The sequence below is a fragment of the Streptomonospora alba genome, assembly GCF_000826685.1.
Taxonomy (GTDB): Bacteria; Actinomycetota; Actinomycetes; order Streptosporangiales; family Streptosporangiaceae; genus Streptomonospora; species Streptomonospora alba.
In genome coordinates this window covers 1-25313 of record NZ_JROO01000010.1, presented here as the reverse complement: position 1 = coordinate 25313, position 25313 = coordinate 1, and the positions used below count along the sequence as shown (strand labels likewise).

22 protein-coding genes are annotated in these 25313 nt (G+C 72.3%); 11 read left to right on the top strand and 11 right to left on the bottom strand.

Annotated features, from left to right (window positions below):
• Positions 1-145: 145 nt before the first annotated feature.
• On the top strand, positions 146-760 hold the full coding sequence (locus LP52_RS06315; RefSeq protein ID WP_238580759.1) for an anthrone oxygenase family protein: 615 nt from the start codon (positions 146-148) through the stop codon (positions 758-760).
• A gap of 195 nt (positions 761-955) precedes the next feature.
• On the opposite strand, the gene LP52_RS06310 is transcribed toward LP52_RS06315, so the two are convergent.
• From LP52_RS06310 to LP52_RS06290, 5 genes are read right to left on the bottom strand one after another with little or no spacing between them, the layout of a single operon-like run.
• Positions 956-1705 (bottom strand): LytR/AlgR family response regulator transcription factor, encoded by a 750-nt coding sequence (locus LP52_RS06310; RefSeq protein WP_040271586.1) that lies wholly within the window; start codon positions 1703-1705, stop codon positions 956-958.
• Positions 1706-1709: 4 nt separating this feature from the next.
• Positions 1710-2999 carry a GAF domain-containing sensor histidine kinase gene (locus LP52_RS06305; protein ID WP_040271585.1) on the bottom strand — a complete coding sequence of 430 codons (1290 nt, stop codon included), beginning with the start codon at positions 2997-2999 and terminating at the stop codon, positions 1710-1712.
• Positions 2996-4681, bottom strand: coding sequence for a solute symporter family protein (locus tag LP52_RS06300; protein WP_040271584.1), 1686 nt, complete (start codon positions 4679-4681; stop codon positions 2996-2998). The genes LP52_RS06305 and LP52_RS06300 overlap by 4 nt, the downstream gene beginning before the upstream one ends.
• A complete protein-coding gene (locus LP52_RS06295) occupies positions 4681-5049 on the bottom strand; it encodes a hypothetical protein (RefSeq protein ID WP_238580758.1) in 369 nt (122 codons plus the stop codon). Before LP52_RS06295 ends, LP52_RS06300 begins: the two co-directional genes overlap by 1 nt.
• A 3-nt stretch (positions 5050-5052) precedes the next feature.
• Positions 5053-5478: a hypothetical protein gene (locus LP52_RS06290; RefSeq protein ID WP_040271583.1), complete on the bottom strand. Its 426-nt coding sequence runs from the start codon at positions 5476-5478 to the stop codon at positions 5053-5055.
• Between the two features lie 267 nt (positions 5479-5745).
• On the opposite strand from LP52_RS06290, the gene LP52_RS26240 reads away from it, so the two are divergent.
• Positions 5746-6084, top strand: coding sequence for a DUF4212 domain-containing protein (locus tag LP52_RS26240; RefSeq protein WP_238580757.1), 339 nt, complete (start codon positions 5746-5748; stop codon positions 6082-6084).
• On the top strand, positions 6081-7748 hold the full coding sequence (locus LP52_RS06280; RefSeq protein WP_040271582.1) for a sodium:solute symporter family protein: 1668 nt from the start codon (positions 6081-6083) through the stop codon (positions 7746-7748). Before LP52_RS26240 ends, LP52_RS06280 begins: the two co-directional genes overlap by 4 nt.
• 129 nt (positions 7749-7877) lie before the next feature.
• Here the strand turns inward: LP52_RS06280 and LP52_RS06275 are convergent, their stop codons facing one another.
• The 4 genes from LP52_RS06275 to LP52_RS06260 all read right to left on the bottom strand — a co-directional run bounded on the left by LP52_RS06275 (position 7878) and on the right by LP52_RS06260 (position 13143).
• Positions 7878-9008, bottom strand: coding sequence for a CapA family protein (locus tag LP52_RS06275; RefSeq protein ID WP_040271580.1), 1131 nt, complete (start codon positions 9006-9008; stop codon positions 7878-7880).
• A gap of 83 nt (positions 9009-9091) precedes the next feature.
• Positions 9092-9730, bottom strand: a complete 639-nt coding sequence (locus LP52_RS06270) for a DUF5134 domain-containing protein (protein ID WP_052809511.1) — start codon at positions 9728-9730, stop codon at positions 9092-9094.
• Positions 9731-10026: 296 nt separating this feature from the next.
• Positions 10027-11055: an arabinan endo-1,5-alpha-L-arabinosidase gene (locus LP52_RS06265; RefSeq protein ID WP_040271579.1), complete on the bottom strand. Its 1029-nt coding sequence runs from the start codon at positions 11053-11055 to the stop codon at positions 10027-10029.
• A gap of 603 nt (positions 11056-11658) precedes the next feature.
• A complete protein-coding gene (locus LP52_RS06260; protein ID WP_040271577.1) occupies positions 11659-13143 on the bottom strand; it encodes an amidohydrolase family protein in 1485 nt (494 codons plus the stop codon).
• Between the two features lie 259 nt (positions 13144-13402).
• Here LP52_RS06260 and LP52_RS06255 point away from each other — a divergent pair, with 259 nt between their 5' ends.
• The 6 genes from LP52_RS06255 to LP52_RS06230 all read left to right on the top strand — a co-directional run bounded on the left by LP52_RS06255 (position 13403) and on the right by LP52_RS06230 (position 19867).
• Complete coding sequence (locus LP52_RS06255) at positions 13403-14584, top strand: CaiB/BaiF CoA transferase family protein (RefSeq protein ID WP_040271576.1); 1182 nt, start codon at positions 13403-13405, stop codon at positions 14582-14584.
• Entirely contained in the window at positions 14577-15434 is an 858-nt protein-coding gene (locus LP52_RS06250) for a citryl-CoA lyase (RefSeq protein WP_052809510.1), read from the top strand. The genes LP52_RS06255 and LP52_RS06250 overlap by 8 nt, the downstream gene beginning before the upstream one ends.
• The gene (locus LP52_RS06245; RefSeq protein ID WP_040271575.1) at positions 15418-16281 is read left to right on the top strand and encodes a dioxygenase family protein; all 864 of its coding nucleotides are present in this window, start codon (positions 15418-15420) and stop codon (positions 16279-16281) included. The genes LP52_RS06250 and LP52_RS06245 overlap by 17 nt, the downstream gene beginning before the upstream one ends.
• A gap of 6 nt (positions 16282-16287) precedes the next feature.
• Positions 16288-16794: a DoxX family protein gene (locus LP52_RS06240; protein ID WP_040271574.1), complete on the top strand. Its 507-nt coding sequence runs from the start codon at positions 16288-16290 to the stop codon at positions 16792-16794.
• Between the two features lie 148 nt (positions 16795-16942).
• Positions 16943-17755: an IclR family transcriptional regulator domain-containing protein gene (locus LP52_RS06235; RefSeq protein WP_040271573.1), complete on the top strand. Its 813-nt coding sequence runs from the start codon at positions 16943-16945 to the stop codon at positions 17753-17755.
• A 153-nt stretch (positions 17756-17908) separates the two neighbouring features.
• Complete coding sequence (locus LP52_RS06230; RefSeq protein WP_040271571.1) at positions 17909-19867, top strand: aconitate hydratase; 1959 nt, start codon at positions 17909-17911, stop codon at positions 19865-19867.
• Positions 19868-20072: 205 nt separating this feature from the next.
• On the opposite strand, the gene LP52_RS06225 is transcribed toward LP52_RS06230, so the two are convergent.
• Both LP52_RS06225 and LP52_RS06220 read right to left on the bottom strand, forming a co-directional pair.
• Positions 20073-21617 (bottom strand): glycerol-3-phosphate dehydrogenase/oxidase, encoded by a 1545-nt coding sequence (locus LP52_RS06225; protein ID WP_040271569.1) that lies wholly within the window; start codon positions 21615-21617, stop codon positions 20073-20075.
• 76 nt (positions 21618-21693) lie between these two features.
• Positions 21694-22323, bottom strand: coding sequence for a TetR/AcrR family transcriptional regulator (locus LP52_RS06220; protein ID WP_084722957.1), 630 nt, complete (start codon positions 22321-22323; stop codon positions 21694-21696).
• Between the two features lie 17 nt (positions 22324-22340).
• Between LP52_RS06220 and LP52_RS06215 the strand changes: the two genes are divergently transcribed.
• Positions 22341-23954, top strand: a complete 1614-nt coding sequence (locus LP52_RS06215; RefSeq protein ID WP_040271568.1) for an FAD-binding oxidoreductase — start codon at positions 22341-22343, stop codon at positions 23952-23954.
• Entirely contained in the window at positions 23951-24895 is a 945-nt protein-coding gene (locus LP52_RS06210; RefSeq protein ID WP_084722956.1) for a diacylglycerol kinase, read from the top strand. The genes LP52_RS06215 and LP52_RS06210 overlap by 4 nt, the downstream gene beginning before the upstream one ends.
• The last annotated feature ends 418 nt before the right edge of the window (positions 24896-25313 follow it).

Sequence of the window (25313 nt, the reverse complement as noted above, 5' to 3'; positions counted from 1 at the left end):
CACAAATGTACGGGGAAAGCGGTTTCCGTCAAGGGGGGCAATCATTCTCCGCAGCGCACGAAGCCGTCGACCGAGGCCGCTTCAGCTCGGGAGCGGCACCACCGGGGCCCGAGCCCGGTCTCTCCCCCTTGTAGACCACGGCGGCGTGAACACCGAGCGGAGAAGGAACACGCCTCTCGCATTCGGGCCCTCCAGAAGGGCGGTCGTCGGGCCACCGTGGGATTCTCAGCGGTATCCCTTTCGACTCGCCGAAACCGACGAAACCGAGGACGGTTCGATGGAACTTGCGATTCTGCTGTCGCTGAGTGTGGCGGCGGTGGCGACCGGCATGGTCGCCGGACTCTTCTTCGTATTCTCCTGCGCGGTCATGCCGGCTCTGCGCCGCGTGTCCGATCCGGTGTTCATCGAGGTCATGCAGCGAATCAACGTCGCGATCCTGAACGGCTGGTTCCTGCTCGTATTCCTCGGCGCCCCCGTGGCCACGGCGCTGACCGCGGTGTTGGCCCTCGTCCGCGGTGAGCGCGGAATCCTGATTCCGGTCGTCGCGGCGCTGGTGCTCTATCTGGCGATGACCGCGATAACCCGCCTGTTCAACATTCGGATGAACGACGAATTGGACCGTTCCGGGCCCGGGGGCGGAACCGATCCGGCCGCGGTGCGCCGCCGTTTCGAAGAGCCCTGGACCGGCTGGAATACCGTGCGGACGCTGCTGTCGACGGCCTCGGCGGCCTGCCTGGCCTGGACGCTGGCCCTGCTGTGAACAACGAGGGGCGGCCGCCGTCGGACGCCTGCAGACGCTCGAAGGCGGGACCGCGGTTTCCGCCGCGGCCCGTCTTCCCGTACCCGGATCGACCGGCTCCATGGCGACGCGGCGGCAGAGGCCTGAGCCGGTTCCGGTCCGGTGAACCGCCGCTCTCCTGAAAGGCGTCCTCCACCCTGCGCCCGCGGCCGGCGCCTACAGCCCCAGCACGCGGCGCAGTTCGCGGGCCTGGCGGCGGGAGACCTCCACCCGGCTCTTGCGGGGGTCGTCCATCAGCAGCATCAGCGTGCCCCGGAAGTCGGGCGCCAGCTCGCGGACGTAGTCGAGATTGACCAGGTAGGAGCGGTGCGCGCGGAAGAACTGGGCGCCGCGCAGCCGGCGCTCCAGCTCGTTGAGCGAGAAGTTGACCAGCACCCGCTCGTCGGACAGCTGCAGGTAGGAGTAGCCGCGCGCCGCGCCCGCGTAGATGATCGAGGACTCGTTGAGCAGCACGGTGCGGTCGCCCTTGTGCACCGGTATGCGGTGCGGAGGCTCGGAGCCGTCCGAGCGCTTGGGCACGGGTTGGACCTCGGCCTCCTCGGCCCGCGTGGCAAGGGCGCGGTCCAGCGCCCGCGCGAGCCGGTCGGCGTCGAAGGGTTTGACCAGGTAGTCGGCCGCGTCCAGGTCGAAGGCCTCGACAGCGTAGTCGGGGAAGGCCGTGGTGAAGATGATCCGCGGCGGGTTGGCGGCCTCGCGCAGCTTGCGCGCGATGTCCAGGCCGGTGCCGCCGGGCATGCGGATGTCCATCAGCACCAGGTCGTAGTCCAGGGAGTCCAGCAGCAGCAGGGCTTCTTCGGAGTTGGACGCCTCGCCGACGACCTGGACGTGATCGAATCTCGACAGAAGGTAACGGAGGTCCGCCCGCGCCGGGGCCTCATCGTCGACGATGAGGCAACGCGCGCGCATAGGCTCATCCAAGGGGTATCTGCAGATCCACGACAGTGCCGCCGTTCTCGGTGGACTGAATGTCCAGACGATAGCGCTCACCGTACAGCGATGCCAAGCGCCCCGCGATATTGCTCAGCCCTTGGCCGTCGCCTTCGCCGCGTTCGCCGTCGGATATCCGTTTCAGCAGGTCGGCGGGGATTCCGGCGCCGTCGTCGGCGACGCGGATGGAGGTGGTGCGGGTCAGCGGGTCCACCCGGGCTTTCAGCGTCACGGTGCCGCCCTCGACCTTGCCGGCCAGCCCGTGCTTGATCGCGTTCTCCACCAGCGGCTGGATGATGAGCACCGGCACGTGCGCGGTGAGCACCTGGGGGTCGATGTCGTAGCGCACCCGCACCCGGTCGCCGTAGCGGGCCTGCTCCAGCGAGACGTAGGTGCGCACGAAGAAGTACTCCTGGCCGAACTCGGCGAAGTGGCCCTCTTGTCGCACCACGTAGCGGAAGAAGTCGGACAGGCGCACCAGCAGCTGCCGCGTCTCCTCGGTGTCGGTGTGCACCTTGGAGGCGATGGTGTTGAGGGTGTTGAACAGGAAGTGCGGGTTGATCTGGGCGCGCAGGGCGTCGAGCTTGGCGTCGACGGCCAGCCGCTGGCGGCGGTTGAGCTCGGCCAACTCCAGGTGCAGCGACAGGATGCCGGCCAGCCCTTCCACGACGCCCTGCGGCGACAGCGCACCGTCGCCGCGATAGACCTGCAGCGTGCCGACGGTGCGGTTGCCGTCGGTCAGCGGCACGATGACGGCCGTGCGCAGCGGGCAGTCGCCGTTCGGGCAGCGCAGCTCGCCGCGGCGCCGCACGAGCACGGTCTTGCCGCGGTTCAGCGCGCGAGCGGTCGGCGCGACCACGTCGTCGCCGGAGCGGTGGTGGTCGGCGCCGGGGCCGGCGAATGCCAGGACGTGCTCGCGGTCGGTGATCGCCACCGCCGCGCCGCTGAGCAGGGGCTGCAGCAGTTGTGCGGTGCGGTGGGCGCTCTCGGCGGTGAGCCCGGAGCGCAGCGGCATCGACCGGCCCACCGCGGCGATCGTGGTGCCGTGGCGCCCCTGCTGGACACGTGCGGAGGCCGGCTGCACGGAGCGCTTGCTGCGCGGCCCGCGCAGTGCCGAGGGGTAGCCGACGATCAGCGCGGTGGTCAGACCGGCTCCGATGAGCACCGTGGTGCCGGTGCCCAGCGGAGGTGCGGTGATCAGCTGGGTGACCAGGTACACCGCCCCCCATGCGAGCAGGACGACGCCGGCCAGCGGGAGGCTGCCGTTGCTCATCGGCCCTCCCTGCTGCGCCTGCCGATACCGGCCACGGTCAGGCGGGCGATCCTGACGGCGCGGCGATCGGCCGCGGTGCCGTGCATGCGCACCCAGATCCGGTCCATGTCCTGCGGCGGCCGGCTCGCCAGCGACACCGCCACCGTCGCCACGGCCGCGCACGGCGCGGAGACGACGGTGGGGGTCATCAGCACCGCCGCGTAGGGCGTATCGCCCATGAGGACTCCTGCGGCACACATGGTCACCGCTGTCACGGCACCGGTGACCATACCGGCCACGGCGCCCGCTCCGGTGGTGCGCCGCCACCAGATGGCGAGGATGAACACGGGGGTCAGGGCCGATCCCGCGAGAGCGAACGCCCAGGTCACCATGGTCGCAACGATAGAGGGAAACTGTCCGGTGAGGCTCTCGGGGCGCACGGCCAGTGCCAGCCCTGCCGAGAGAGCGGCGACGACGGCCACCGCGGCGCGGCCGGCCCACAGCGCCTGGTTCTGGGTGGCGTGGAGATTGATGTAGCGCTCGTAGATGTCGTGGCCCCACGATGCGGCCGAGGCCAGCAGCAGGCCGGCGATGGTCGAGAGCACCGCCACCAGCGCGCCGACCGCGATCAGCCCCAACCCTGCACGGCCGCCGAAGACCTGGCCCAGTACCAGCAGCGCGTACTCGGGTACCCGCAGTACTCCTTCGGTGGTCAGCTCGGCCAGCCAGGGCAGTTCGGCTGAGACGTCGCGGATGACGGAGCGGGCGGCGGTGCCCAGCAGCACCGCCAGGGTGTAGAACAGCCCGGCCAGGCCCACCACCCACACGGTGGTCATGCGCGCGGCCGTGCCCGTGGGGCTGGTGAAGTAGCGGTTCATGATGTGCGGCAGCCCGGCGGTGCCCAGCGCCAGCGAGAGGATCAACGCGAACTGCCCGAGCTGGCTGTACTGTCCGCCGGGCTCGCCGAAGTAGGCCGGGGACTCGGGGTGCAGCCGGTTGGTGACCTCCTCCAGCCGCCAGGTGCCGCCGGACTCCACGGGGTTGGCCAGCGGGCGCGAGGACAGTTCCCTCAGCGCGTCGGGGTAGTTGAAGCCGGAGGCGACCACGATGATCGCCAGCCACACGAAGATGGCCAGCAGCATCAGGAACTGCACGGCCTGGGTCCAGGTGGTGCCGCGCATGCCGCCCAGCGCGACCATGAGCATGATCGCGGCGGTGGAGACGAGCACGCCGGTGGCGTAGGCCGAGAGGCCGCCCACGCCCTGACCGATGAACAGTTCCCAGATGATGCCGCTGGCCACCGCCTGGGGCACGAGGTAGGCCAGGATGATCAGCTGCACGATCGCCACCGATGTCAACCGCACGCTGTTGGACTCCAGCCGCCGGCCCAGGAAGTCGGGGATGGAGAATTCACCGAAGCGGCGCAGCGGTGCGGCGATGAACAGCAGCACCGGGACGAAGCCGGCTGCGAAACCGGTGGCGTACCACATGCCGTCGAGGCCGGAGGCGTAGACGGCCGCCGCCACGCCGAGGAAGGAGGCGGCGGAGAAGTAGTCGCCGCAGATGGCGCAGGCGTTGGTGACCACGCCGACCCGACGCCCCGCGAGGTAGAACTCGAAGGTGGAGGCACGCTGCGGGCGGATCAGGATCGCAACCGACCCGACGGCCGCGAGCAGGACGACGAGAAGCAGGATGCTCGTCATCACGGCGGGAGCGTCCCCTCCTCGTCGTGGTGGGCCTCACGGGCCGGTCCGCCCAGCATCCGCTCTTCGACCGCGTTGGACAGGGTGGCGGCCGCCAGGCAGATGACGAAGAAGAAGGCGTAGAGCCCGAAGGCCGTCATGGCGAACATGGGGCTCATGCCGCCGGAGAGCCGTCCCTGGGACCACCAGCCCAGTGCCGCGGTCAGCAGGGGAACCGCGATGATGACGCAGGTGAACACCGCGACGTGGCCGATGGCGACCCGCCGCAGCGTGCGGAACGCGGCGTCGACTTCGGCGGGGGTGTCGTGTTCGTCGGCCGAGCCCAGCGAAGGCTCGCGCCCGTCGTCGGCGCGCACCGGGTCGCGCACGGCTCAGCTCGCGTTGTACATGCGGCGGGCCGCAGTGAGGAGCAGCGCCACCCCGCCGCCGACGATCACCATGCCGGCGCCCGGCAGCATCTTGCCCCAGGTCGCGGTCTCCGCGCTGTAGTACGCGATCGTCCCGAGCTGCCAGAGCACGATCGCCCCGCAGGCCGCGGCCGGGACCAACGCGTGGGCGATGGCGACGCGCCGGTGGGGCAGCAGGGCGCCGGCGACGGCGATGACGCCGGCGCACAGCAGCCAGAGCCCGGGACCTGCGATGGCCGACAGGTTGCCCAGCGGAGTGGACACCCAGGGCGTAAAGGCGCCGATGATCAGCAGCAGGCCGCCGCCGATCATGCGGAGGCTGCCCGCGTGGAGGATTCCGCGCCGCGCGGCGGGCGCGGCGGGGACGGCGGAGCCGTTGGAAGCTGACATGGCCGCATCCTATCCGCGGATGACCTGCGTGTTGAGGGGGCCGAGGGCAGGAGGACGGGCATGTATCGCCAGCGGTCGGCCGGTGCTCGCGAACGGTCCCGAGTGTGATCTGGGCCATTCGTGGTGCCCAGGCGACCGCTCGAAAGACGGATCGGCCGTTCGGCGCCATCGGACTTGTGCGCCATGCCACACGTGCGTTGGTGTCTAGTCCAGCGGTACGGGGCCCGCCCATCGATAGTCCCTACCCGGTTACTAGGAGAAGCGATCGTGGCTGAAACGGAAGACAATAGTCCGCCTCCCCCGGGCGGCAACGGCTGGAGGCGCGAGTACTGGAAGAAGAACCTCCGGCTGATGGTGGTCCTGCTGATCATCTGGTTCGCCGTGTCGTTCGGCGCGGGCATCCTCTTCGTCGAGCAGTTGAACCAGATCGTCATCGCCGGATTCCCTCTGGGGTTCTGGTTCGCACAGCAGGGATCGATCTACGTGTTCCTGCTGCTGATTCTCGCCTACTGCCTGTACATGGACCGCCTTGACAAGGAGTTCGGCGTCTACGAGTACGACGACGAGCCCACCGGCGGCACTGCCGAGAAGGGGGGCGAGTCATGAGTGACATCCAGATCTGGACGACGATCTTCATCGTCCTGACCTTCGGCATCTACATGACGATCGCCTGGCGCAGCCGCGTCAAGGAGACCGAAGGCTTCTACGTGGCCGGCCACGGCATCCCGACCATCGCCAACGGCGCCGCGATCGGTGCCGACTGGATGTCGGCGGCGTCGTTCATCTCGATGGCGGGCCTGATCGCCTTCCTGGGATACGACGGCAGCATCTACCTCATGGGCTGGACCGGCGGCTATGTGCTGCTCGCCCTGCTGCTGGCGCCCTACCTGCGCAAGTGGGGCAAGTACACGGTTCCCGAGTTCGTCGGCGACCGGTACTCCGAACTGGTGCGAACGATCGCCGCGGTCGCGGCCGTGATCGTGTCCTTCACCTACGTGGTGGGGCAGATGAACGGCGGCGGCATCGTGTTCAGCCGGTTCCTCAACATCGACATCACCTACGGCGTGATGATCGCCGCGGTGGTCATCTTCGTCTACGCCGTGCTGGGCGGCATGAAGAGCATCACGTGGACCCAGGTGGCCCAGTACACGGTGCTGATCATCGCCTACCTGATCCCGGCCGTCGCCGTGGCCCAGACGATGACGGGCATCCCCATCCCCCAGGTGTCCTTCGGCCAGATCCTCAACGAGTTGAACGCGCTGTCGACCGAACTCGGCATGGAGGTCTTCACCGACCCGTTCACCTCGCGGCCGATGGTCGACATCTTCCTGGTGACCATGGCGCTGATGATCGGCACGGCGGGTCTGCCGCACGTGATCATCCGCTTCTACACCACAAAGACGGTGCGCGGCTCGCGCTACTCGGCGTTCTGGGCGCTGTTCTTCATCGCCCTGCTTTACACCACCGCTCCGGCCGTGGGCGCCTTCACCAAGCTCAATCTCCTCCAAGGGGTGAACGGGACCGCCACCGACAACCTGCCCGCCTGGGTGGACAACTGGGCGGCCACGGGTCTGGTGACGGTGAACGAGAACGCCGACGTGGTGAACTCGGTCAGCAACGACCCGACCGCCGGCGCGGACCTCACGGTCAACAACGACATCCTGGTGCTGGCCTCGCCGGAGATCGCCGGACTGCCCGCACCGATCGTCGGTCTGGTCGCCGCGGGCGGCATGGCCGCGGCGATGTCCACGGCGGCCGGCCTGCTGCTGGTCATCTCCTCCTCGGTGTCGCACGACATCTGGTTCCGCTACGTCCGCCGGACCGCGGGCGACCAGGAGCGGCTGCTGGTCGGCCGGATCGCGATGGCGGCGGCCATCCTCGTGGCGGTGATCGCGGGTATCAACCCGCCGGCCTTCGTGGCGCAGGTGGTGGCGTTCGCCTTCGGTATGGCCGCCTCCAGTTTCTTCCCGGCCATCGTGCTGGGCATCTTCTGGAAGCGGTGTAACGGGATCGGCGCCGCGGTCGGCATGATCGTCGGCTTGGGCTTCACCATCACCTACATGCTCTACACACTCGAAGTGTTCGGGCTGTCGGCGCACGACCACATCCTGGGGGTCAGCCCCGAGGGCATCGGCGCCGTCGGCGCCCTGGTCAACGCCGTGGTCACGGTCGTGGTGTCGCTGCTGACCCCGCCTCCCGCCCGGCACATCTCCGAGATGGTGGAGAGCATCCGCTACCCCGCTCCGCGTCGCGTCCCGACCGGAGAGTAGCCACTCCCGGGGGCGGCGGCCACACAGTGGACCTTCCCCCATCCCGGCCCCTCCCGTCACCTCCCAGCGGGAGGGGCCGCCCCGTGTCCGCTGGGCGGGCCCCGGTCGAGCCCGGCGGCGCAGGCGAGTTCACGCCCGCGCCGCCGGGCTCGCTGTCATCGAACCGCCGGGCTCGGAGCGCACGCGTACACCGAACCCGCGGCTGAGGCGGTCCAGCGTCTCCTGAAGCCACCGCGCGTCCTCGGCCCCGGCGCGCTCCAGCCGCATCCGCCGCGCCCGCAGGGGGACCATCCGCAGGCCCGCGAGCGCGCCCGTGCCGGGCTCGACCGAGGCGAAGTACAGCAGCCGCAGGTCGCCGCGGTAGTCCTCCGGGTGGCGGTGACTGAGGGACGGGATGCCCTCGTAGTCGTTGACCAGGTCGCCGCAGCCGTAGAGCACGAGGCGTCCGCGGTGGATCTCGATCGGTCGCGGGTGGTGGGAGGAGTGCCCGTGCACGATGTCGGCTCCGGCGTCGATCAGCGCGCGGGCGAGGGCGCTCTGCTCGGGCTCGACCCGATAGCCCCAGTTGCTCCCCCAATGGACCGAGGCGGCGACGACGTCGCCGGGGCGCTTGGCGGCGCCGATGCGCTCGGCGAGCGCGGCGGTGTCGGCCGCGGTGCCGGCGGCGAGGTCGATGCCGGGGCTGCCGCTTGCCGCCGCCCACTCCCGCGGGATGCCGCTGGAGGCCATGCCGAACGAGAAGACCAGTAGGCGCCGACCGCCGGGCAGGGGCACGGCCGCGGGGCGGCGCGCCTCCTGCAGGTCGCGGCCCGCCCCCGCCGCGCGCAGCCCGGCGGCATCCAGCACGTCGAGGGTCTCGGCGAGACCCGCGCGGCCGAAGTCGAGGACGTGGTTGTTGGCCAGGGCGCAGGCGTCGGGACGGGCGGCGCCCAGGCAGGCGACGTTGCCGGGATGCATGCGGTAGTGCACGGACTTGCCGGGCGCGAAGTCGCCGCTGCGAGTGATCGCGGTCTCGACGTTGACCACCCGTGCGTCTGGGGCGGCCGCCTCCAGCTCCTCCAGCGCCTCGCCCCACGGATAGCCGGGGTGCACCGGCGCGGGGACGGAGCCGTTGCGCTCCTCGGCCAACCGGACGTATTCGCGCGCGTCGCGGATGTAGGGCTCGCGCAACTCGGGATCGCCGGGGTGCGCCAGGATCCGGTCGACGCCGCGGCCGAGCATCACGTCCCCGCACAGGAACACGGTCACCGGGGCGGCCATGATCTCAGCCTAGCCGCCGAGGCCGGCAGCGCACGGGGGTCTGCGGCCGCCGCCGGGTGCCCGTGCCCCGGCTCGGGCGTCAGCTACATCGCGACGAGCATGGCGGCCATGGCCGCCGCCATCACGGCCAGAGTCAGCGCCACCGACATCCGGGAACGGCTCCGGCCGCCGGAGTCCCCGTCCGGCGGCGCCGACAGCAGCGCGGGTCCGGCCTGCCCGGCCCCGACCGCCACCGGTCGGGCGAACACGGGCAGCCGGTCGAACGCGCGGGCGGCCCAGCCCAGGACCGCGCAGGAGAAGTAGGCGGCGAGGGCGTACCCGAGCCACGCCGGGCGCACCGCAGGGCCGGCGAGCATGTAGACCATGGCCAGGTAGTCCAGTGCCGACATCGTCCAGATCGGGTTCAGCGCCCCCTCGCGCGAGCGCAGTCCCACCGCCGCGACGACCGTGCCCGCGGCCAGCAGCGCGAACAGCACGAGCCCGCCGTGGTGGAGGCCCTCGTAGCGCATGCGCGGAAGCAGGTACATCGCCGCCATCCCGGCGGCCATGACCGCGTGCCCCAGGTGCCACCACCGCCGCTGGCCCGCCATCTGCGCTCCGTGCTGCGCGTGGACGACGGCGACCACGGCCAGGACCAGGGCGACGCCGACGCGCAGCCACGCGGGCAGCCCGGACATGTGCACGGCGTGGTCCACGTGCGCGCCCGCCAGCACCGTCGCCACCCCGGCTCCCTCCGCTCGACCGCCCGCGGCGAGGTGTACCCCCGCCGCGGGCACGCGACGTACGGCGGCGGTGACCGGATGCGGCCGCAGCGGCGCCGGGAGCCGCGGGGCCGCAGAGGTCGCTCACCGGTGATCGGCTCCGCTGAGTGCAGGGTGGGCAGTCGGGGGAACCCTGGCGGCTGCCGCGGCGGCCGCGGCAGCGGACCGCGAGGAGCGGCCCCGGCCTGGAGGAACGGACGGTGCGTGCGCACCTCCGCTCCGGTCCGGGGCCGCCCGCCCGGGGCCTACGCGCAGCCTCAGTGCACGTAGGGCCAGTCGGCGCTGGCCCAGCCGAGCAGGTTGAGTCCCAGCAGGGCCGTGCCGTCGTCGGCGTAGTAGTGGTAGGCGAGGACGTCGCTGTCGGAGTCGGCGAAGACGTCCTGGTGGCCGGGGCCGTGGATGCCGCCGTGGCCGGCCAGGACCTCGGTGCCGCCGCCGGAGGTCATCGGGGTGCCGTTGCGGTCGTAGTAGGGGCCGGCGATGTCGGAGGAGCGCCCGACCATGACCCGGTAGGTGCTGTCGGCACCTTGGCAGCACGCGCCGAAGGAGACGAACAGGTAGTACCGGCCGCCGTGGCGGAAGATGGTCGGGGCCTCGATGGAGTCCCCGCCGCGTCCGGCGAGGGAGTGCCACGCGTCGCCGAGCCGCTTGCCCGTCGCCGGGTCGATGCGGATCATCTTGATGCCCGACCAGTAGGACCCGAACGCCAGCCACCAGCGGCCCTGGGCGTCCACGGACAGGTGGGGGTCGATGGCGTTGAAGTCCTGCGAGGTCCACGACTCGACGACCACACCCTCGTTGGTCCAGCTGCCGGAGTCGCCGCTGGTGCTGGTCGCGAGGAAGATCGCCGACCGGTTCGAGCCGAAGGTGGACGCCGAGTAGTACAGGTGGTACCGCCCGTTGAGGTACGACAGGTGCGGCGCCCACAGGTTGCGCTCGCCGCCGGTGTACTCGGTGGTCCACGGCGCGCCGCCGGGGAAGACCGTCCCGGCGTCGCTGAAGGCGGTGCGGTCGCCGGAGGTCTTCAGGCCGATGTCGGGGGCGGTGTGGGCGACGAGATAGCCGCCGCCGGGGCGCTTGACGAAACTAGGGTCGTGCACCCGGACGTCCCCGGTCACCTGGCCGGGAAGCGGGTAATCGGCGGCGCGCAGGTCCGCTGCGGCACCCTCAGGGCGGAGGGTGCCGACGGCGGCGGCCGCGGCGGCCACGCCGCCGGTCGCCAGCGCGGCGCCCAGCAGCCTCCGCCGTGAGAGTCCTGCCGAGGGGGTTCGGGAGTGTGCGGTCATGGGGGGTGCTCCTCGGGCTCGTGGTTGGGGGACCGGCCCTGCTCACGCTCCGGGCGCGGGGAGCCGCGGCGGCTCCGTCTCCGGCTGCGGAGCGAAGGAATGTTAGCGCTAACAATTTGCGGTGCAGCGGATCGTCGGCAATCGGTCTCGATGGGAACGGCACAGCAGCGGGCCAGGGCGCCGCCCACGGGGAGCGCAGCGCGGATCACGCACCGCGACTCGGCCTCGCGCGGCGGCCTGCCGCCACTCAGGCGACTCCGCCGACGGGGCGCCTCGAACGAGGACGCCGGTGATCGGCTACCCATTACGAACACACTTCGTAATGTTCCAGTGAGCGTAAGGTAGCGTTGCGCGACCGTCAACCCCCGTTGCGTAGCGGAGCGCGCGCCGGGCCGGGCCCTCCGCAGACGCCGAGCGTGCCCGCGCGCCCGCCGCCCAGCGGCCCTCTCTCCGGCCTTCGGCGGCGCCCCCTTCGCCCGCACGCCGCCGCGATCCGCGCCGTGCGCGCTTCGCCCTGCGGAGACCGCTCCCCCACCACCGCCCTGTCCCGGTCCCGCCGGACGCCGTGGACGGACGGCGCCCGGCGGACCGACGCGGACCGGCTCACGCCTCGCCCGCGGGCTCCTGGCTGCGACGCGTGGAGGAGTCGCGGAACTCCGTGTAGGTATAAGGGTTGTCCAGAATCTTCGTGGGCGGAATGTCGGGGTTCATCCCCTCGTTCCAGGCGTCGCCCATCTCGTCGCGCAGGTAGTCCACGGTGGACTCGGCGGCGCGGCGGGCCGCCTGCAGGTCGGCCTCGACCAGGCGGTGCTCGTGCTTGACGACCCGGCCGTCGGCCACGACGGTGTGCACGTCGCCGCGCTGAGCCTGGAACGCGACGTGGCCGTAGGGGTTGAGGATCGGGAACATCGCGGGCGAGGCGTCGTTCTTGATCAGCACGACGTCGGCCTTCTTGCCCGGCTCCAGGCTTCCCACCGACCGGGACAGCCCGAGGGCGCGCGCGCCGCCGCGAGTGGCCCAGTCGACGACGTGCTCGGCGCGCAGATGGCTGTGGGTGACGGTCTCGCTGCGCGAGTGGGCCTCCAGGTGCTCGCGCGAGCGGTCGGCGCCCAGGGTGGCCCGCATGGCGCTGAACAGGTCCGCACTCCACCACACGCCGGTGTCCATCGACAGCGAGACGGGGATGCCGTGGCGCCGCAGCCGCCAGGTGGGCGGGTACCCCTGCCCGGCGCTCTGCTCGCTCTCGGTGGAGACCGAGACGGAGCCCCCGCTGGCGGCGATGCGCTGGTAGGAGTCCTCCGACAGCGAGGCGGCGTGCACGTAGACGGTCCCGGGGGTCATGAACCCGTGCTCGTGCATGAGCCGGATGCCGTTGTCCCCGGTGGCGCCCCACACGCCGGCGTGCGTGGTGACCTCGACCCCCAGCTCCCGGGCGGTCTCGAAGGCGGGGCGCTCGGGGAAGGAGGCGTCGCCGGTGACGTCGAAGGCGATCTGGAAGCCGAGCCGGTCGCCGCGCTTGCCGTGGATGCGCCGGTCGTAGAACGCGCGGAACTCCGGAGAGGCCGCCCATTCCCAGGGACCCGCGTGGATGTTGCCGTAGCCGAACACCCAGCGCCCCGGCACCGACTCCAGCGCGTCGAGGGCGGCGTCGGCGTGCTCGGGTGTGACGAGCCCGTGCGACCAGTCGGCGGTGGTGGTCACTCCGGCGTCCAGGGCCTCCCAGGCGCCGAGCAGGTTTCCGGCGTGGATGTCCTGGGGCCGGAACCGGGAGCCCCAGTCCAGGTAGTACCAGACGAAGTACTGGGAGAGGGTCCAGTCGGCGCCGTAGCCGCGCATGACGGTCTGCCACATGTGGCGGTGGGTGTCGATCATGCCGGGCATGACGATGCCGCCCGAGGCGTCGATCTCCTGTGCGGACTCGGGGGCGTCGAGGCCGGGGCCGACCGCCTCGATGCAGTCGCCGACCACCAGCACGTCGGAATCGGGCAGGACCCTGCCGGTTCCGTCCATCACCAGGACGGTGCCGTTTCTGAAGACGAGGGGGCGCCCGGGTTCGGGCGCGGGGTTGCGGGGGGTGGGGTCGGACATGTGGCGCTCCCGTACAGCGGAACGGACAATCGTCCGTCAGGCGATCACGATATCCACCCAAGAGTGATCCGAGGGAGGTCGGTTGTCAATGGCCGACCCCTCCCCCTCGCGTCCGCGCGCCACGGCGCGTCGGACACTGCGCCGACAGAACGGCTCCAGCACGACTCTCCGGGTATTGACACGCCGCCCCTCCCGGTCGACCCTGGTTTTCCGGACGCAAGTCCGAACAGTGGACACAGGTCACGAGGAAGGTCTCTTGATGAACGACCCCACGGGGGGCGGCCCGCTCTCGGGCCTGCTGGTCGCGGACTTCTCGCGGATCCTTGCCGGCCCCTACGCGACGATGCTGCTGGCCGACCTCGGCGCCGAGGTGGTCAAGGTCGAGGGCCCCGGTGGCGACGACTCGCGGACCTGGTCGCCGCCGACGCGCGGGGACCAGGCGACCTACTTCCTGTCGGTGAACAGGAACAAGCGTTCGCTGAGCCTGGACCTGTCCGATCCCGAGGACCTGGAGGCGGCGCGAGAGCTGACCCGGCGGGCCGACGTGGTGATCGAGAACTTCAAGCCCGGCGGCCTCAAGCGCTTCGGCCTGGACTACGAGACGGTCCGGGAGGCCAACGCAGGCGTCGTCTACGCCTCCATCTCCGGTTTCGGCTCGGGCGAGGGCGCCTCCATCCCCGGCTACGACCTCATGGTCCAGGCGATCTCGGGGCTGATGAGTCTGACCGGCGACCCCGACGGCCCGCCCTTCCGCGCCGGAATCTCGGTGTTCGACGTGATCACCGGACTGCACGCGTCGATCGGCGTCCTGGCCGCCCTCCAGGAGCGCAACGAATCCGGCGAAGGCCAGCACGTCGAGGTCAACCTGCTCTCATCAGCGCTGTCGGGGCTGGTCAACCAGTCGGGTGCCTACGCGGCCGGCGACACCGTGCCCCACCGGATGGGCAACGCCCACCCGAGCCTGTTCCCCTACGAGCCGCTTCCGGCGGCCGACGGCGACCTCATCGTCATCGCCGGAAACGACGGCCAGTTCGCCCGCCTGTGCGAGGCGCTGGGGCGCCCCGACCTGGTCGAGGACCCCCGCTTCGCCCACAACCAGGACCGCACCGCCAACCGCGACGCGCTGCGCCCCCACCTGGTCGAGGCGCTCGCCGCGCGCACCAAGGCCCAGTGGTTCGACCTCCTCCTCGCCCGCGGCGTGGCCTGCGCACCGATCAACACCGTCGACGAGGGCGTGGCCTTCGCCGACTCCCTGGGTCTGGATCCGGTCGTGCAGGCGGGCAGCGGCGCCGACGCCGTTCCGGGCATCCGCAACCCCATCACCTTCTCGCGCAGCCGGACGCGCTACGACCACGCGCCGCCCCGGCTCGACGAGCACTCCGCGCAGATCCGCGCGTGGCTGAACGACGACCGCGACGACCAGGAGGGCGACGATGGCTGAAAACGGCGACCGCAGCGGCACCGCCGGCGGAGAGGGGGGCGGTGGGCCGAGTTTCCCCACTTCGCTGGGCACCTCGACGGAATCCACCATCTCGCTGCTGGGCCGCGACCTGGCCGATGACCTGATGGGACAGGTCGGCTTCGGCGAGCTCGTGCTGTGGATGGTGACGCAGAAGCGGCCCTCCCCCGGCCGTGTGCGCCTGTTCGAGGCGTGCCTGGTGGCGCTGGCCGACCACGGTTTCACCCCTACCGCCATCGCGGCCCGGCTCACCTATCTCAGCGCGCCCGACTCCCTGCAGGGCGCCCTGGCCGCGGGCCTGCTCGGGGGCGGTTCGCGGTTCCTCGGCGTCACCGAGGACACCGGCCGCTTCCTGGCCGACGTCCTGGCCCAGCGCGAGGACGAGCCCGCCACCGAGGCCGAGTGGGACGCGCTGGCCGAGGAGGTCGTCACCCGCGAACGCACCGCCAAGCGGATCATCCCCGGCCTGGGCCACCCCGTGCACAAGCAGGGCGACCCGCGCACCCCCGCCCTGCTGCGCATCGCCGAGGAGGAAGGGCTCACCGGCCCGCACCTGCGCCTGTTCGAGGCGATCGGCCGCACGCACGAGCGCGTGCTGGGGCGCCGGCTGGTCCTCAACGGCGCGGGCGTGTGCGGTGCGGCGCTGGCCGACCTGGACCTGCCCCCCGACCTGCTGCGCGGCTTCGCCCTGCTGGCGCGGGCGGGAGGGCTGCTGGGACAGCTCGCCGAGGAGCGGCGGCGCCCGATGGCCATGGACACCTACCTACTCGTCGACCGCAACGCCACCTACACCGCACCCGAGGACGGAGACGACGATGCCTTACGCGACTGAGGACAACATCACCGACCTGGCGGTCCAGCGCTGGGCGACCGCGGAGTCGCCCAGGCTGGCCGAGCTGATGACCGCGCTGGTGCGCCACCTGCACGCCTTCGCCCGCGAGGTGCACCTCACCGAGGACGAGTGGATGGCGGCGATGCGCTGGCTCACCGAGACCGGGCGGATCAGCGACGACAAGCGCGAGGAGTTCATCCTGGCCTCCGACGTGCTCGGGCTGAGCATGCTGGTAGTCCAGATGAACAACCGGTTCGGCCCCGACGCCACCCCCGCCACCGTGCTGGGCCCCTTCTACATCGACGGCTCCCCCACCGCCCCCTACGGCCACGACATGTCCGAGGGCGCCGAGGGCGCGCCGCTGTTCGTGCACGGCACCGTCCGCGACGACGGCGGCGACCCGGTCGGCGGCGCCGTGCTGGACGTGTGGCAGGCCGACTCCGACGGGGTCTACGAGGCCCAGCTGCCCGAGGTCGACGAGGCGCGGCTGCGGGCCAAGTACCGCACGCGCCAGGACGGCACGTACTGCCTGCGCAGCGTCGTGCCCAAGGGCTACACCATCCCGATGGACGGGCCCGTGGGCGAGCTGATCGAGCGCACCGAGATCAGCCACTTCCGGCCCGCCCATATCCACTTCCTGATCGACGAGCCCGGCTACGAGAAGCTGATCACCCACATCTTCGAGGAGGGTGCGCAGTACCTCGACTCCGACGTCGTCTTCGGCACCAAGCAGGAGCTGATCGTCCCCTTCCGACGCCACGAGTCGGGCACCGCCCCCGACGGCACCGCCTTCGACACCCCCTTCGTCACCGCCGAGTTCGACTTCGTACTGCAGCCGAGGACGTGATCCGCCGTGGACATCGGACTACTACTGCTGCGCCTGGCGCTGGCGGCGCTGCTGATGGGGCATGCCGCGCAGAAGAGCCTGGGCTGGTTCCGGGGCGCGAGCCTTGAGGGGACCGCGTCGATGTTCCACAGCCTGGGCTTCCGCCCCGCACGCCCGATGGTGGTGCTGGCCTCGGTCTCGGAGGCGGTGGCGGCCGTCCTGATCCTGCTGGGCCTGCTGACGCCGCTGGGCACGGCGATCGCCGTCGGCACGATGACCGTGGCGGCCTCCGCCAACGCCGAAAAAGGGCTGTGGGCCCACCACGGCGGCTACGAGGTCGCGCTGGTCTACGCCCTGATCGCTGCGGCGCTGGGCTTCACCGGCCCCGGCGCCTACTCCCTCGACGCCCTGCTGGGGCAGTCCGCTCCCCCGCTCTGGGCCGGGGCGGGCGCCGTCGTGCTGGGCCTGGCGGCGGCGGTGCCGGTGCTGCTGCGGCGGCGCGGCGCACTGCGCGGCACCGAGGCCGCCGACTGAACGGCGAGGGGCGGCCCCCGGCGGCTCCGGGGCCGCCCCTCGTCCCGGCGCACGGCGCACCTCGCCCACCGGCTCCTGCGCCGCCGGGCGCTACGCTGAACCGGTGGCCGCCGCAACCGGGCGAGAGGATCGAAACGAAAGGTCGCGCATGCGTCGAGACAGCACCCCCGAGTTCATCGAGGCGCTCGCGCGCGGACTCGACGTCCTGCGCTGCTTCGAGCCCGGGCGGCCGGCGATGACGCTCTCGGAGCTGGCAGCGGCCACGGGACTGGCACGGCCCACGGTACGGCGCATCCTGATCACCTTGGAGCAGCTGGGCTACGTCCGCAGCAGCGACGGCGAGTTCTCGCTGACCCCGCGCGTGCTCGACCTGGGCATGGCCTACATCCGCTCGCAGAGCATGTGGGACCTCGCGGTTCCGCACCTGCGCGAGCTGGTCAAGCAGACCGGGGAGTCCTGCTCGATCGCCCAGCTGGACGGCTCCGACATCGTCTACGTGGCGCGGGTGGCGGTGCCCAAACTCGTCACCCTCTCGGTGACCATCGGCACCCGGTTCCCGGCGCCGGCGACCTCGCTGGGCAAGGTGCTGCTTGCGGCGCTGTCGGCCGAGGAGCTCGACCGGCGGCTGACGGAGCACTCCCGCTCGGGCATCGAGCCGGCGCACCGCCACGAGCGCGACGAACTGGGCACGGTGCTCAGCAAGGTGCGGGCGCGCGGATGGGCGCTGACCGACGAGGAGCTGGCGCCGGGCATCCGCTCCGTGGCGGCTCCGATCCGCGACGGCCAGGGCGCGGTGGTGGCCGCGGTCAACGTCAACGCCCATGCCGCGGAGACGCCCGTGGCGACGCTGACGGATCGGCACCTGCCGCTGCTGCTGGGCACGGCCAGCGCGATCAGCGCCGACTGGGAGGCGTGGAAGGCCCATCCCATGGAGGTCGTCGCCCCCGGCGCAGGCGGCTGAGCCGCTCCGGCCCGCGCTCGGGCGGCCGGCGGACCCTTATGTCCGATGCGGCCCCGGACGCCGCGCCCCCTTCCCTTCCCGGTTCTGTGCGACAAGACTCGTTTGCGGCGGTCCTGTGCGGTCAGCCTCGACCGGAAAGAGGGAAGGAGCGAGATGGGACGCGGAGTCGCACACAAGCTGATCGAGTCGCACCTGGTCGAAGGCGAGATGGTGCCCGGGCAGCCGATCGCGCTGAGCGTCGACCAGACGCTCACCCAGGACGCCACCGGCACCCTGGTGATGCAGGAGCTGGAGGCTCTGGGGCTGGACCGGACGCGGGCCGAGGTCAGCGTGCAGTACGTCGACCACAACCTGCTTCAGGCAGACGAGAAGAACGCCGAGGACCACGAGTTCCTGCAGTCCGCGGCCCAGCGCTACGGGCTGTGGTACTCCAAGCCGGGCAACGGCGTCTCCCACCCCACCCACATGCAGCGTTTCGGTGTGCCCGGCAAGACGATGGTCGGTTCCGACTCCCACACCTGCGCCGCGGGATCGCTGGGCATGCTGGCCGTGGGCGTGGGCGGGCTGGAGGTCGCCATGGCCATCGCCGGCCGCCCGCTGCGCGTGCGCGCGCCGCAGATCTGGGGCGTGCGGCTCACCGGCGAACTGCCGGAGTGGACCTCGGCCAAGGACGTCATCCTGGAGATGCTGCGGCGGCACAGCACCAAGGGCGGGCTGAACCGCATCATCGAGTACCACGGGCCGGGTGTCGACACGCTGAGCGCGATGGACCGCCACGTCATCGCCAACATGGGCGCCGAGCTGGGCGCCACCACGACCGTCTTCCCCGCGGACGAGGCGGTTCGCGACTTCCTTCGCGCCGAGGACCGCGAGGACGACTTCGTCGAAGTGCTCGCCGACCCCGACGCCGAGTACGACGTCACCGACGAGATCGACCTGTCGTCGATCGAGCCGCTGATCGCCATGCCTTCGGCGCCCGACAAGGTGGTGCCGGTGCGCGAGGCCGCCGGCGCGGAGGTCAACCAGGTCGTCGTCGGCTCGTCGGCCAACCCGGGGCTGCGCGACTTCGCCATCGTGGCGGCGATGGTCAAGGGGCGCCAGACCAACAGCGCGGTCAGCTTCGACGTCAACCCCTCCTCGCGCCAGATCTTCGCCGACCTGACGAAGATGGGCGCGACCTTCGACCTGATCGGCGCCGGAGCCCGCATCCACCAGGCGGGCTGCATGGGCTGCATCGGCATGGGCCAGGCGCCGGCGGTGGGCAGCAACTCGCTGCGCACGTTCCCGCGCAACTTCCCCGGCCGCTCGGGCACCAAGGAGGACTCGGTGTGGCTGTGCTCGCCGGAGACGGCGGCGGCCTCCGCGCTCACCGGGGTCATCACCGATCCGCGCGACCTGGCCGAGAAGCTGGACATGCCGTATCCGAGGGTGGAGCTGCCGGAGCGCTCCAGCGTCAACACCCGGATGCTCGTGGCTCCTCCGCCGGCGGAGGAGGCCAAGCACGTCGAGCTCGTCAAGGGCCCCAACATCTCGGCGCTGCCGGACTTCCCTCCGCTGCCCGACCGCATCGAGGCGCCGGTCCTGCTCAAGGTCGGCGACGACGTCTCCACCGACGAGATCTCCCCTGCGGGCGCCGCGGCGCTGCCGTTCCGCTCCAACGTGCCCAAGCTGGCCGAGTTCACCTTCACCCGGATCGACGAGGACTACCCGCGGCGGGCGCGGGAACTCGCCGACGGCCCGGGGCACTTCGTCGTCGGAGCGGAGAACTACGGCCAGGGTTCGTCGCGCGAGCACGCCGCCATCACGCCGCGCTACCTCGGTCTGCGCGCGGTGATCACCAAGTCGATCGCCCGTATCCACTGGCAGAACCTCGCCAACTTCGGCGTGCTGGCGCTGGAGTTCGCCGACCCCGCCGACTACGACAGCATCGAGGCGGGCGACGTGCTCGTCCTCGAAGACCTCACCCGGACCCTGCCCGCGCACAGCGAGGTGACCGTGCGCAACGAGACCAAGGGCGAGGAGTACCGGCTGCGGCACCGGCTCTCGACGGCGCAGGTGGAAGCCGTCCTCGCCGGCGGCCAGATCCCCCTGCTGGCCCGCGAAATGGAGTGAGGAATGCGAGACGACCGCGGGCCTACGCCTAGGTCCTCTTTGTGAACGGTGAGGTCGCGCAGCCGGCCCCGGCTCTACGCATCAGCGTTGATCTTGTACCTACGGTCATTGTGAGCGATCACATGTGACCGTAGGTACAAGATCAACGGGGAAAGCCCGCACCGTCGGCTCGCGACCGAGGCGGCCGAACAGGACACCGGCCGCCTCACCCGCTCGCCCGCAGGGACAGGGCGTCGCGGGCGGCCTCCTTCAGGCTGTCGGCATCCCCCTCGACCAGGGCGGCACGGGTACGGCGCTCCAAGAGGTCGGCTTCGTCCAGGGCGCCCTCGTGGCGGACGGCCCAGCGCAGCTCCGCGGCGGTGACCCCCGCGGCGAGGGGCTCCAGCAGCTCGGGGCGGTCCCGGGCCTCGGCGAGCACGGCGAGGGCCTCGGTGCCGTATCGGGACACCAGGCGCGCGGGCGCATCGAGGCGGCGCAGGCGTTCCGGGGCGTCCGCTCCCACGAGCGGCAGCCAGCCCGTGCGGCACGGCCCCGCGCGCAGGCCCGCACCCGCGAGGGCCACGTCCACGGCGTCCTCGGCCATGCGCCGGTAGGTGGTCAGCTTCCCGCCGACCACCGTCACCACACCCTCCGGCGACGTCAGGACCGCGTGGCGGCGGGAGACGTCGGCGCTGCGCCCTTCTCCGGCGTCCAGCAGCGGCCGCAGCCCGGCGTAGGCGCCGGCCACGTCGCCCCGGTCCGGCGGCTCGGCCAGCACGCCGCCGAGGACGTCCAGCAGGAAGTCGACATCGTGGTCGGGCACCGTCGGCACGTCGGGGGTGGGGCCGTCGAGCGGTTCGTCGGTAAGGCCGACGTAGACACGGCCGTCCTGCTGGGGCAGCACGAGCGTGAAGCGGCTCGGGTCGCCGGGCACCGGGACGGTCAGCGCCGAGCGCAGCCCGCCGAAGGCGCTCTGGTCGAGCACCAGGTGCGTACCCCGGCTGGGGAGCAGCTTCACCTGCGGGACCAGTTCCTGGGCCCACACGCCCGTGGCGTTGACGGTCACGCGCGGGCGCAGCTGCAGTGCGGAGCCGGTGATCCGATCGCGCAGCAGGGCGCGGTCGCCGTGCAGCTCTTCGGCGGCGCAGCGGGTCAGCACGCAGGCGCCGTGGGCGGCGGCCGTGCGCGCCAGGCCGACGACGAAGCGGGCGTCGTCGACCAACTGCCCGTCGAAGGACAGCTGCCCGCCGCGCAGGCCCTCGGGGCGCAGGCCCGGCGCGAGGGCGAGGGTGTCGCGGCGTGAGACGCCGCGGGAGGCGGGCAGCAGCGAACCGGGGGTGCCCGCCGACATCCGCAGCGCGTCGCCCGCCAGCAGCCCGGCGCGGGTCACGGCGGCCTGGGCGCGGCCGATCCCGCTGTGCAGGGGCAGCAGCATGGCCAGCTTGCGCGCCAGGTGCGGGGCGGTGCGGGAGAGCAGGACGTGGCGCTCGCGGGCGCTCTCGCGGGCGATGCCGACCTGGCCGGTGGCGAGGTAGCGCAGGCCGCCGTGTACGAGCTTGGAGCTCCACCGGCTGGTGCCGAAGGCCAGGTCGTGCTTTTCGGCCAGCACCACCGACAGCCCGCGCGAGGCCGCGTCCAGGGCGATACCGGCTCCCGTGACTCCGCCGCCCACGACCAGCAGGTCGACGTCGGGATCGCGGTCGAGGCGGTCGAGGTCGCGACTGCGGCGCGCGGCGTTGAGGGAGGCGCCCGCGGCGCTCGCGCGGGTCACGCCCGCCCGCCTTCGCGGAGGGGCGCCGGATCCGGCGCGGGCTTCTTCGTGCGGATCGGCGGTGCCGTCGGAACCATCAGGACTCGCCCTCCCCCGGTTGCAGGTAACCGTCGAGCATGCGGCTCACCTCTCGGGTGAGGCCCTCCAGCGGGAGGACGTCCTCGGTCAGGCGCCACGACTGGGCCGCGCTCTGCACCACCAGCAGCACCATCCGCGCGAGCTGGGCGGGATCGCCGGGGCGGACGGAGCCGTCGGCCTGGCCGGCGCGGATCTGCTCCTCGATCGTGGCCAGGGCGTTGCGCTGGCTGGAGCCCAGTCGGCGGAAGGTGTAGGTGACCAGCGCTTCGGGTTCGGTGTCGAGGATGCGGGCCATCAGCGGGTGCGCGCGCAGGTCGGCCAGGACGCAGGCGGCGCCGCCCACCAGGCGGCTGCGCCCGTCGCCCCCTTCCGCGGCGGCGCGGGGCGCGGCCGATGCCACCACCGCGCGCATCTCGCGTGTCAGCAGGTCGCCGAGGAGGGTGTCCATGTCTCGCCAGCGCCGGTACACGGTCGGGCGGCTCACGCCGGCGCGCCGGGCGACGTCGGTGAGAGTCAGCCGGCGCAGCCCGAACACCGCGATGGACTCGCGGGCCGCGTCGAGCAGGCTCTGCGCCAGCGGATCCGAGGGAGGCTCCTCCCCCTCCTCCTCATTACTGATTGACACCATATGGAAAACTGTAACGTATGACCGAGCCCACACACCGCGTCGGGGAGGCGTCCTGGGACGCCTGGGGCGACCCCGCGCACGCCGCCTCCCTGACCGGTTCCCAGCGCGAGCTGATCGGGCAGGTGCTGGGCATCGCACCCGACGCCGGACTGCCGCGCACCCCCGAGGCGGAGCTGCGCCTGCCGCCCGGCGGCCTGCCTCGGGCCGCCCGCGCCGCGCTGGCCACGGCGGTCGGCGACGACCACGTGGACACCCGAGCGGCCGCCCGCGTCCGCCACGCCGGCGGCAAGAGCACGCCCGACCTGCTGCGCCGCCGCACCGGCGACGTGGCCGATGCACCCGACGCCGTGGTGCTGCCCGCCGACCACGACGAGGTGGCAGCGGTGCTGGCCGTGTGCGCCGAGCACCGGGTGGCCGTGGTCCCCTTCGGCGGGGGTACCAGCGTCGTGGGCGGGGTGGAGCCGCTGCGGGGCGGATGCGACGCGGCCGTCGCGCTGGACCTGCGGCGCCTGGACCGGCTCGTGGCCGTGGACGCCACGTCCCGCACCGCGACCTTGCAGGCGGGCCTGCGCACTCCGGAAGCCGAGGAGCTGCTGGGCGCCCACGGGCTCACGCTCGGGCACCAGCCCCAGAGCTACGAGTACGCCACCATCGGCGGCTACGCGGCCACCCGCTCCAGCGGCCAGTCCTCGGCGGGCTACGGGCGCTTCGACGACATGGTGGTGTCGCTGCGGGCGGCGACCCCGCGCGGCACGCTGGACCTGGGCCGCGCACCGTCCTCGGCCGCCGGGCCGGAGCTGCGCCGGCTGCTGCTCGGTTCGGAGGGCGTCTTCGGCGTGATCACCGAGGTCACGCTGCGGGTGCACCCCGTTGCCGAGGAGCGGCACGACGAGGCCTGGACCTTCCCCGACTTCGCCACGGGTGTCGCCGCCCTGCGCGCCCTGGCCCAGGACGGCGTGCGGCCGACGCTCGTCCGGCTCTCCGACGAGCAGGAGACGTCGGTCAACGCGGTCCTGGCCGGCGAGGAGGCCGCTCCCGGCTGCCTTGCGGTGGTCACCCACGAGGGCCGCGCCGAGCGTGTGGCCGCCGTGCGCGAACTGTGCGCCGCCGCGCTGCGCCGGGCCGGCGGCAGCGACCTCGGCCCCGACCCGGTCGCCCACTGGCGCAGCGGGCGCTACCTCGCCCCCTATCTGCGCGACGCCCTGCTCGACGCCGGGGTGCTCGCCGAGACCCTGGAGACCGCAACGACGTGGTCGGGACTGCACGGCCTGCGCGATGCGGTCACCCAGGCTCTCACCGGCGCCCTGACGACCCGCGACGGCGCCGCGCCGCTGGTGCTCTGCCACGTCTCACACGTCTACCCCGAGGGCGCGTCGCTGTACTTCACCGTCGCGGCGGCCACCGGCGAGGACCCCCTGGGACGCTGGCGCACGGCCAAGCGCGCGGCGAGTGACGCGATCGCCGCATGCGGGGCCACGATCTCCCACCACCACGCCGTGGGCACCGAGCACCGGCCGTGGATGCAGGACGAAGTGGGTCCCCTGGGCGTGGAGGTGCTCCGCGCGGTCAAGGACACCCTGGATCCGGCGGGCGTGCTCAACCCCGGCAAACTGCTCCCGGAGCGCTCGTGACCTCCCGCGGGGAAGGCACGTCCCCGGCCGCCATCACGCTGCTGGCCAATCCCGCGGCGGGCGGCCGGCGGAGCGCCGAGATCGCGGGCCGGACGGCGCGGCGCCTGCTGGCCCACGGCGTCGAGGTCGACGTGGTGGCCGGACGCGACGCCGCCGAGACCCGTCAGCGGGTCCGCGAGTGCGTGGCCGCGGGCGCCGGTGTGCTGGCCGTGGCCGGCGGCGACGGCATGGTCCACCTCGCGCTGCAAGAGGTGGCGGGCACGTCCACCGCCCTGGCCGTTCTGCCGACCGGAAGCGGCAACGACTTCGCCCGCGTCCTGGGCATACCGGCCAAGAACCCCGACGCAGCCGCCGACATCCTGCTGGGCGGCGTGCGGCGCCGGATCGACCTGGGCCGCTGCGCGACGCCGCAGGGCGCCGACCGCCCTCTGTGGTTCGGCACTGTTCTCACCAGCGGGTTCGACTCGCTGGTCGTCGAGCGCACGGAACGCATGCGCCGGCCGCGCGGTCGGATGCGCTACGCCGCGGCGGTCATGGTGGAACTGGGACGGCTGCGGCCGCTGCCGTTCACCGTCGAGGCCGACGGGCACACCGAGGAGTTCGAGGCGGCGCTGGTCGCCGTCGGCAACACCTCCTGCTACGGCGGCGGCATGCGGGTCTGCCCGCACGCCGACCCCGCCGACGGCAGGCTCGCGGTCACCGTGGTGAGCCCGGGCACGGCGGGCCGACTGCTGCGGGCGTTCCCGAGCATCTACCGGGGCACCCACACCACGCATCCCCTGGTGCGCACCTTCCACGCCGAGTCCGTACGGGTGCACACACCCGACATGCGCGCCTACGCCGACGGCGAGCCGGCGGGCCCGCTCCCGCTGCGCGCCGAGGCCGTCCCGAGTGCCGTCGAGGTCCTGGTGCCGGAGGGGGCGGCGACCGCGCGCGGTTAGTCCTCCCGGCGAGGGCGCTCCCGCCGGGCCCGGCCCTGCGAACGTGGGGAGAGCCCCGCCTCAAGCCGGACCGCCACCCCGCGGGGGGCCAGGCACCCGTCGGGAGCCCCGTGGGGCCGGGCGCCCCAGCAGGCTGCGGCAATGGGGCGCAGCTCGCCCAGCGAGCGAGCCAGCTTGCCGCCGAGCGCACGACGCGCGCTCCAGCGAGAGCCGCGCCCTGCCCTCCCGCTGCGGTCACCGGCTCCCAGGGCGGCCGGTGACCCGCCCGACGAGGGCGGCGAGGACAGCGGATGGCCGGGGTCTGCGGTCGACGGTTCCCTTTTACCTATGGTCGGGCGCCCGTCGACGGGGTTGAATGCGCTTACCGGGCCGGGGCTTCATCCACCGACCCCGGTGCTTCGTCGAGCGTGCGCTTTTT